Genomic DNA, 7,519 nt, shown 5'->3' on the forward strand with positions numbered 1-7,519 from the left:
CGAAAATAGAAGCCTACACCACCAGGCTTTCTAATCGACTGACGGCGCGATCGACGATATCTAGACTGGCCTGCCAAAATTCGGGCTGGCGAATGTCTTGCTGGAGGTGGCGCAGCACTACATCCTCCGCCGTCATGGTGCCGGTGTCGCGCAGCAGCTTGGTGTATAGGTCATTGAACTGAGCACCGTAGTGGTCTTTTTGGGCGTAGATGCCCAGGCTAAACAGATAGCCAAACAGGTAGGGATAGTTGTAGAAGCCCAGCCCTGCGATCGAGAAGTGCAGCTTGCTAGCCCAAAACATGTCGTCGTAGCTGGCCAAGCTGTCTTCGTACCAGTGCTGCCAACTGTCGCGCATCATGGTCTTGAGGTTATCCGCAATCACAAACCCCTGCTTGCGGGACTCAACCAGTTTTTGCTCAAAGGTGAACCGAGCTGGAATATTGAGCAAGAATGTGGCCGCAGCAGACCCTTCTTCCCAGGCAATTTTGAGCTTTTGCTCAGGGGTGCTGGCTTGCTCAAACAGGGCATCGCGCACTAGGGTTTCGCCAAAGATGCTGGCGGTTTCGGCCAGGGTCATGGGGTAAAAGGTTTTGTAGCGGGGCAGATCCTGCATCACCCAGTTGTGCCAGGCATGGCCCAGTTCGTGAGCCAGGGTCAGCACATTGTTCATGCTGCCCTCGAAGGTCATAAAGATGCGCGGTTCTTTGGGCTCGGCAAAGCTGGTGCAGTAGGCTCCCGTGGCCCGGTTGGGGGTTGGCTGGGCATCAATCCAGCCCTTTTCGGCCATCATCATGGCAAAGTCGCCCATAGCGGGGCTGAACTGGCGAAAGGCGTCGGCGACTAGCTCGATCGCCGCTTCAAAGGCAAACCCCTTGCTCTGAACTGCCGCCGGGGGCGGCGCAAACAAATCCCAGGGGGCCATGGGCTGAATGTCGAGCACTTTGCCCATCGCCGTCAGGGCGCGCTGGCCAAGGCTACGCCGCTGATAGGTAGCCTCCATCATGGCGTCGAGGGTGGTGCGATCGATGCGGCTTTGGTGGCAGCTTTTGTCGAGGTAGTGCAGGCTGCGGTGGTGCGATCGCTGTTTGGTTTCCTCTAGCCGCCAGCCGTTGATGGCGTTGAGAACGGCGGCCACCGTCTCGGCCCGGCTCTCCCAGGCGGCATTGACCCCGTGCCAGGCTTCGGAGCGCAGGGTGCGATCGGGAGAGCTGAGCAGGTTAAAGGCCTTGGCCAGGCCAACGGTGTCACCCGCCACGGTGCATTGCAACGTGCCCGATAGCTCGGTGTAGAGGTTGCCCCAGCCCTGCAAGCCGTTGACAGCCAGGCCGGTGATCAGCTTTTCCTCGGCTAGACTGAGCAGCTGGTCATTAAGCTGACGCTGGTGCAGCAGGGAAAAACTCAGCTCTTCGAGAACCGGATTAGCAGTCAAGGCTTTGATGAAGGCGTCGTCAACCCGCAGCAGAAAAATGTCTAAAGCTTTAGTGGCCTGGCTAATTTCGGCACTGAGCTGTTGTAGGGTGGGTTTCCACTCGCTGGCACTGGCATCGCGGGAGTCAACGCTGAGAATAGACGAGATAAAGGTACGCAGGTTCCCCAGACGTTTGGCGGTGTCAGTGCGCTGCTGGTGGGCAGCTCTAACTTGAGCTAGCAAGCGCTCAAACTGTTCCTGAACCAGCGGTTCGGCAGGTTCGATATGCTCGATGAACGGGGCGCAGAGGGTGGATAGGGTGTCAATTTCCGCTTTGATCCGCTCAACCGTTGCGGCGATTTGGGGATCATCACTGCCCGCGAAGAAGTGGCTGTTATCCCAGATTTGATGGAGGATGGGCATAAAGGCAATGGAGCAAAGGGCATTGCCTTTAGCTTACCTAACCTCTCAAGATCTGCTAAGCCCCTGGAGGATAGCTTCTCTAGGGAGCAACGCGGTTCATTGCGACAGCAGCTTGAGCCTCAGTGCCGCTATCTGCCATGGCTAGCTCTAAATAGCACTGGAGCGACTCCGAGGCCAGACCGTGCAGCAGCAGATTGCGGGCTGCCCCAAAGAAGCTGTTGGGAGCCAGGGGATGGCGGTTTGTCACGGTGTGGTTCCAGGCGTAGTCGCCAGTCACCCGGCTAAAGTAGAAGGCAAAGCTTTCGTCAAACTGAAGGGAAAGCACCGCCCGCTCAAACTCGTCGCTAGTGACCCAGAGGGAATAGCAGATTTTGAATAGCTCCAGGGAGGACTCCATATCGAGCACCTGGAGCCAGCCCCGTCGGCTGATGTCGATCTCGACCGACACCGGGCGAATGCCGCTATAGCTGAGCCCTCGCTGACGCACATGCTTTAGCCAATTGGGGTGCTGCGCTTGGGCACGGTGATAGTCGATCACAAAGTTGTAGAGGGTGATGTCGTGCTCTAAAAAGGCGTTGGCGGCCAGATCCTCTACTCGGCGGGGGTAAAGGGTGGCGTGGGGCAGGGTCGGGTCGGGGCCGTTGTCGATTAAAAAATTGACGATATTAGAGCCAATGCTAAAGTGGCGCACAATCAGGTAGCAGGCTTCGGGGGTGGTGAAGGTGTTGAGAAACCAGACGGCCAACTGGTGCATCAGCCAGTAGTTGCGAAACTGAAACGGCAACAGCCGCTTGAGCGTCATAATCAAAGCCATGACCAGGTTGGCAAAGAGCTTGATCGGCAGCAGCAGGTAGCAGCGCGACCAGCTTTGCAGGTCTTTGACCATGTATGCCTTAGCGGTGGGGTCGAGGGGGATGGCCCAGTCGGCATAGATGGCATCCCAGTAGCTGGGGTCTTGCCGGTTGTGGGGCACAGGGGTATAGGTCATAGGTCAATCTCCTCCAGTTGCAGGCGGTACAGGCGGGCAGTGACCTGGGCCGTTTTGACAATGCGGGCGGCGATCGCCACCGTCATCCAGTCGGCATTGAGAAAGGCGTCGAGCTTTTTCACATGGGCCTCGTCGTTCTCGCCGTGGTAGCTGAGGAAGGAGATCTGGGTCTTATCTAACCCCAGGCTTTGTTGAATGAGCGCGGCCCACTGGCCCGCCATGCGGTTGCCCAGCCCTTCCACAATGAAGATGCTGCCCAGTAGATCAATCGGGTTTTCGCGGGAGGCGCGCTGAAAAATAAAGGCAGACAGGGCTTCTGAACCAATATTTTGCTCAGCCGCCAGAATCTCTTCGAGCTGCCCCCCGACCGAGACATAGTCGCGCTCCAGCATTTGAAAGTCGCGGTGTTCGTCGCGGGCGTGGCCGATTAGGTGCGATCGCAGCTCAAAGTCGGTCATATTCGACGCGGCTCGGGCAATCCACCGAGCGCCATCGACCACCTGGGGGCGCAAGGCTCGCAGCAGTGCCCGGTAGTCGGCGAGGGTAAACTCTCCCCGGTGCAGTCGCCTGACGATGGGGACAGACCGCAGCTCGCGCTCAAAGGTCAGCCACACCAGCATTAGCTGGCGCAGCAGCGCTTCAGAGACCGTAGACTCAGGGGTTTCGGCCTCCAGGGCGGCGGTTGCCGAGGGGGGATGGTCAGGGGAGGCGATCGCCGCGACGGCCAGCGTCGGCTCAGCGTCAGACCCCTGACTTGGCCCAGTCGCCTCCACCACTGTCAGCAGCATATAGGCGGTAGTGAACCGGCCACTTTCGGGCACAAAGCAAAAGATCTGCTGCCCTGGCCGCAGCTTGCCCGAGTTAAACAACTCCTCTAGCATTAGGTAGATCGAGGCGCAGCCGGTGTTACCTCTGGTGTAGAGGTTGGTAAACCACCGCTCCTCAGGAATCATGCAGCCCGCCTGTTCGAGCAGATTAATGATTTGACTGCGAAAGAAATGTGACGAGTAGTGGCACAGCAGCCAGTCCACCTGGTCGGGGTGTACTCGACCGGCTTCGATTAGCCTGATCCAGCCCTCTACGCCCAACTGCACCACCTGGTCGAGCAGGCGAATATTTTGGCGCAGATTGAGCGCTCCCGCCGCTGCCGCTGCCCCCTGATCGGAAAAGTCCATCCAGCTAGTCAGCTCCGTGGGGTTATCGACCCCGGCATACATACACAGCGGGTGAGAATTGGCGTGGGAGACCGACTCAATCCACTCGATTTTGAGGCTGAGGCCGTTGACGCTGGGGCGATCGCTGACCAAGCAGGCCCCAGCGCCATCCGACAGCATCCACCGCAGAAACTCGGTGTCGAAGGGCAGAGCAGCCCCCGCCTGATGGGCAGTTTCGGCCTCAAACCGGGTGTGCTTAAACAACCGTGAGGCCAGTTCTGAGGATACCGCGATCGCCTGCCGCTTTTGACCCAGCTGCACCTGGGCTACCGCGTATTTGAGCGCCGCCACGCCAGCGCAGCACACCCCCTGGTGAGAGGTCGCCTCCACCGAGGCCAGCTCCGGCAGTTCCCCATGCACCATACTGGCAAAGCCCGGCACCAGCAGGTCAGGCCAGGTGGTGGCGCAGGCTAACAGGTCAATGGTCTTGGGATCTAGCTCAGCCTGACCCAGGGCGTCTCGCACCGCTGCTGCCGCCATCTGGCTATTGCTGAGGGTGGTCTGCTGCTGGCGATCGAGGGCGTAGTAGCGATGCTGAATGCCGTTGCTTTTGAGAATGCGAGCCTTGACTCGGGAGGGGCGATCGCCCACCTGGCCCAGGTAGGCTTCCATCTCATCGTTGGCGATCGGCTCTCCCGGCAGACATTTGCCGATGTGGGTGATGTAGGCCGCCCGGGGCTGAGCCCGGTCGAAGGGGGTGAAAGACGGCATGGGGTTAGACCTCTAAGCGTAAGACTGTCAGTTTGGGCGGCCCGCCGATGCTGCGCCATAGCCAGTGAATCGATCTCGGCCCTGACAGCACGCCGCCAGGGGTCAAAGCAGAACCATCCACAAAAAACAGTTGACGAGATGTATCGTCTCAAGATGCCCCGATTCACTTAACCCTGAACCTTTTGGCAGGTGAGCCATTCGCCCAGTAAAGCACCGCTGCCCAGCGCTCTGACCCAAACCGAGCCGCTTTAGAGTTTGACCCTATCACCAAGGAGGCAAACGGTTTGTTGCCCTAATTTAGAAATGCTGTCTAGAGACTGTCATCCATTGAGCGCTTGATCGCTGCTGGCCCAAGCATCAGCCGTCACCGCCCCTACCCTGTGGTTTGTCGGGCCAGTAACGCTGAGGCAGGATTGGGGCCGAAATCGATCACATGCTTTATACAGCCAGAAAACTGGTGCCCAACTACCTAACGGGGTTCCTCAGCGTTGCGCTGGCGGTTGGCATGGCTACCTGACGTGCATCAGCCTTGGGCATGCTTAACCCTAGGATTGAGTGGAGAAACGCGAAAAAGCCAGCCAAGCACCGGCAATATTAGCGATCAAAACCTCATGTATGTCTTTAGACAAAGGCTAACTATCTCTTTAGATGGTCTCGCCGACTCAGCTTGTTTGGCTATTGTTAGTTGTAAGGAAAAGGCACCGATTGCCTACAAAATTTGGAGAGAAGGAATGAACATTCTAGCTTGGATCGTACTGGGTTTGATTGCGGGTGCAATTGCTAAAGCGATTTATCCTGGGCATCAGAGCGGCGGCATCTTGGGCACGCTGATTCTAGGCGTGATTGGTGCATTTGTGGGGGGTAGCCTTTACACCCTGCTCACCACAGGATCGCTAGCCCTCACGGCAACAGGTCTCAGCATTGGTGGTGTGGTAATCGCTGTTTTGGGCGCAATTGTTGCTCTGTTCATCTACTACGCAGTTGCTAAGCGTGCGGTTTAGTTATCAGCTACCTACCATCAGATCGAAATAGATAAGCACTAATGAACCGGATTGTAGGGGTGGGTGGCGATCGCCACCCCCGCTAGGGGTCGAAACTCGGCATACTGCCTGGGGCGACGACTTTTTCTCCGCTAGTTGGGCTTATCTATTTTTGTGCGTATGGGGCAGCGGCGCAGTCAGTTGTCCTAAATCCTTTTTTGAGGTAGGTTATCAGCAGTTTTGCCTGTGTTGTGTCGATAGGTTTGGTGTGAGCGATAACGTAAACCAGTCTCAGGTCTTAAAACAGGCACTGCATGCCTTTGTGTTAGATGCTGAGGGCGACCTGGCAACGGCCTTAGAACAATACAGCGCTGAGCAGCTAAAACTTTGGTCGGCTACCAACCTGCAAGGCATCAATCGCTCAAATCTGGCGATCGACATGTTTTTGACCGAAGGTCAGGTGGCTGGCCGCTCGGTGTTGGACATTTTTATAAAAAATCAGCCCGGTTTATCTCAGGATCACCAGGCTTTAGCTGAAAGCTGGAAGAACACGTTTAACGGTCTATTTAAAGTGCTTCAGTTCACCACCGATCGCTACGAGGTGATGAACTGGCTAACTGAAAAGCGCTACTGGGTCGAGCCCAATGGGGCACAGTCGGCAGAAGAGCTAGCCCGTCTCGGCCCTGGTGAGATTGTCGTCACCCGTTTGTCGCCAGTTGGGGAAGACGTCTGGACGTTCTCAGGCCCTTTGATGCTGCTGGGCAAGCTGGGTAAGCCTAAGCTAGCCGTTGCGATCGGCAACTTCAAAAACTGGTTTCCTAACCATCTATATGGCGATGCCCCTGAGCTTTTAGAAGAAGCCTGGAAATCTGTGGAGCGTTATCACCACGATTTTGTGGATTTTTTTGGGAGCGATCGCATTACCCTGTCAGGTTATGAGCTGAACAAAAAGCTCAAAGAATATCAAGAGATCTCCACCCAGCGCCGTTTAGAAGCGCTCGGCATTGACAGCTCTAAGTCACTCAAGGAACTGGTGGCTGAGTCTGGGGTTTCTGAAGAAGAAGTGGCTGAGTCGATGGCCTCGTTTGGCAAAGACGGGCGCGAGGTGGGGCAGCTCTTAAAAGACGACAAGGCGATTAAAATGGCAACGCCGCCTATTAATCTGCCCGATGAACTGCGTCGGGCAGAAGCAGTGACAGTGTTTGTTCACCCCCGTTGGGGCCAGACATTTTTGAAAGACTACGTGCGCCTGACTCAGCTATTTGAAGCGACCGATGACGCATCTGTGGCCAAGGCGGATCAGTTAATTCAAAAATATCTCAAAGAAGATGCGGTCAACGCCTACGTTTGGCACTGCTTTGCTGAAGACAACGCTACGCCGTTGATGGCAGCCCTGGGGAGACAGTTTAACCGTTCAGACCTAACCGCAGACGATCTAGACGATGTTTTAGTCCAGGCCGGAAAGCCTTTGGAGCCAAAGCTTCCAGAGATTGCTAGCGTGCCTATGCACCTGCAAGATTTGTTTCAAGAGGCGATGCAAGAGGTCGATCAAGGCTCTTCAAAGAAAAAGTCGAAGGGCAAACCAAAGCAAAAAACCGGCTTCGCCATTTAGGGGCTGTGTGACAGGGCAGTTGCTGCGACCTCAGCCGCCTACGCTCCCTCAGGAAAATTAGGGCTGCCCAGGTCTCCGGAACGGCATTGCTGAATTAAGGGATGAACCGTGGAGGGACTGGGACATCGCCGAACTTGAGGTAGTGAAGTAACAGTCGAACAGAGTGAGCCAGCATGTCTACGG

At 56.4% G+C, this 7,519-nt stretch carries 5 protein-coding genes; 2 read left to right on the top strand and 3 right to left on the bottom strand.

Annotated features, from left to right (window positions below):
* Window positions 1-13: 13 nt before the first annotated feature.
* The 3 genes from H6G07_RS24555 to H6G07_RS24565 form a co-directional block, all read right to left on the bottom strand.
* The gene (locus tag H6G07_RS24555; RefSeq protein ID WP_073610916.1) at window positions 14-1,831 is read right to left on the bottom strand and encodes a M3 family oligoendopeptidase; all 1,818 of its coding nucleotides are present in this window, start codon (window positions 1,829-1,831) and stop codon (window positions 14-16) included.
* Between the two features lie 79 nt (window positions 1,832-1,910).
* A complete protein-coding gene (locus H6G07_RS24560) occupies window positions 1,911-2,819 on the bottom strand; it encodes a DUF6999 family protein (protein WP_073610915.1) in 909 nt (302 codons plus the stop codon).
* Window positions 2,816-4,744: a StlD/DarB family beta-ketosynthase gene (locus H6G07_RS24565; RefSeq protein WP_073610914.1), complete on the bottom strand. Its 1,929-nt coding sequence runs from the start codon at window positions 4,742-4,744 to the stop codon at window positions 2,816-2,818. Before H6G07_RS24565 ends, H6G07_RS24560 begins: the two co-directional genes overlap by 4 nt.
* A 500-nt stretch (window positions 4,745-5,244) precedes the next feature.
* Here H6G07_RS24565 and H6G07_RS27200 point away from each other — a divergent pair, with 500 nt between their 5' ends.
* A complete protein-coding gene (locus tag H6G07_RS27200; RefSeq protein WP_422393874.1) occupies window positions 5,245-5,745 on the top strand; it encodes a GlsB/YeaQ/YmgE family stress response membrane protein in 501 nt (166 codons plus the stop codon).
* Window positions 5,746-5,992: 247 nt separating this feature from the next.
* Window positions 5,993-7,336: a hypothetical protein gene (locus H6G07_RS24575; RefSeq protein WP_073610912.1), complete on the top strand. Its 1,344-nt coding sequence runs from the start codon at window positions 5,993-5,995 to the stop codon at window positions 7,334-7,336.
* Window positions 7,337-7,519 lie beyond the last annotated feature (183 nt).

It is taken from the genome of Phormidium tenue FACHB-1052 (assembly GCF_014696675.1).
GTDB classification, from domain to species: domain Bacteria; phylum Cyanobacteriota; class Cyanobacteriia; order Phormidesmidales; family Phormidesmidaceae; genus Nodosilinea; species Nodosilinea tenuis_A.

What these genes read in the sequence shown, in the direction of transcription:
- H6G07_RS24555 (WP_073610916.1), bottom strand. Translation starts at nt 1,831, where the DNA reads ATGCCCATCCTCCATCAAATCTGGGATAACAGCCACTTCTTCGCGGGC.
- H6G07_RS24560 (WP_073610915.1), bottom strand. Translation starts at nt 2,819, where the DNA reads ATGACCTATACCCCTGTGCCCCACAACCGGCAAGACCCCAGCTACTGG.
- H6G07_RS24565 (WP_073610914.1), bottom strand. Translation starts at nt 4,744, where the DNA reads ATGCCGTCTTTCACCCCCTTCGACCGGGCTCAGCCCCGGGCGGCCTAC.